Consider the following 1182-nt stretch of genomic DNA (forward strand, 5'->3'; position numbering starts at 1 on the left):
GAAACTTATTCTTTTTCTAAAATGAACCAAAAGCGATGCGTCAAATGGGATTTCATTGCTGTATGATGAGAAACCTACAGCGGTTCCCGCTGTAATGTGGTACAATGGAATAACAATAAAATATCATTTTGTATTCAAAGCTAATGAAAACCTATTCCCTCGATCTCCGAGCAAAAATAGTAACAGCACATTTGACCCAAAAGATGTCAATTAGGAAAGTAGCCATCAGGTTTGCTGTCAGCAAAAGTCTCGTCCAAAAACTGGTGAAACAACAACAAGTCGAGGGGAATTTACAGCCTAAACAGAGGGGTAAACCACAATTTAGTCACTTGACAAATGCGGAAGCACTCATCAGAACACTGGTGGCAGAGCATCCAGATGCTACCTTGGTAGAGTTGTGTGAATTATTTGCTATTAAGACGGGAAATTGGGTGAGCCGGACGGCAATGTGCCGCTACTTACAGAAATTAGGACTCAATCGTAAAAAAAAACATGGCACAGTAGCCAAGGCGGGACTGAAAGAGTCCAAAAGTTAAGGGTGGAATATTGGCAAAAGATCAAAAATATCGAGCCAAAAAACTTAGTATTTTTGGATGAAACTGGTATTCTACTGGGATTGAGTAGAACTTATGCCCGCTCACAGCACGGGACAAGAGTCTACCAAAAAAAAGCATTTTATCGAGGTGCCAAAGTCACAGCTATTGGCGCAATTAGTATGAATAAAGTGTTGGCATTGATGACAATGAATGATTCAATGGATGGACAGGCATTTGTTATATTTATTGAGCATTTTTTATGCCCTCAATTATGGGAAGGAGCGGTAGTAGTAATGGATAATTTACCCGCCCATAAGTTAGCTTTAATCAAGCCCATGATTGAAGCTGTAGGTGCGAGTATTATTTGTTTATCCCCATACTCTCCCGATTTTAACCCAATAGAGCTTTGGTGGTCGCAACTAAAATCTTTTTTGCGTATGTTCGCTCCAACTACCACATCCATGATCGATCAAATAATTGCAGTTGCCCTCAACTTAATCAATCCTCAACATTTAAGAAATTGGTTTGCTAATTGTTGCTACTGTACCTCTTAACAGCGGGAAGTGCTGTATAAAGTATTGCAGGTATGGGTTCTCCCTGATTTGTTCTACGGTTTCGCGATCGCTAGTTCCTAATTTTTCCTTGA

2 protein-coding genes and 1 pseudogene are annotated in these 1182 nt (G+C 39.9%); 2 read left to right on the top strand and 1 reads right to left on the bottom strand.

The window, feature by feature from the left end; all coding sequences use genetic code 11:
- Window positions 1–143: 143 nt before the first annotated feature.
- Both QUA23_RS30910 and QUA23_RS30915 read left to right on the top strand, forming a co-directional pair.
- Complete coding sequence (locus QUA23_RS30910; protein WP_333043188.1) at window positions 144–536, top strand: transposase; 393 nt, start codon at window positions 144–146, stop codon at window positions 534–536.
- 2 nt (window positions 537–538) lie between these two features.
- Window positions 539–1090, top strand: a complete 552-nt coding sequence (locus tag QUA23_RS30915) for a transposase (protein WP_333079686.1) — start codon at window positions 539–541, stop codon at window positions 1088–1090.
- A 15-nt stretch (window positions 1091–1105) separates the two neighbouring features.
- On the opposite strand, the pseudogene QUA23_RS30920 reads toward QUA23_RS30915, so the two are convergent.
- Window positions 1106–1182: pseudogene (locus QUA23_RS30920) on the bottom strand (transposase); the annotation flags it as partial.

The sequence above is a fragment of the Microcoleus sp. Pol1C5 genome (assembly GCF_036701115.1).
Lineage (GTDB): Bacteria > Cyanobacteriota > Cyanobacteriia > Cyanobacteriales > Microcoleaceae > Microcoleus.

What these genes read in the sequence shown, in the direction of transcription:
- QUA23_RS30910 (WP_333043188.1), top strand. Translation starts at nt 144, where the DNA reads ATGAAAACCTATTCCCTCGATCTCCGAGCAAAAATAGTAACAGCACAT.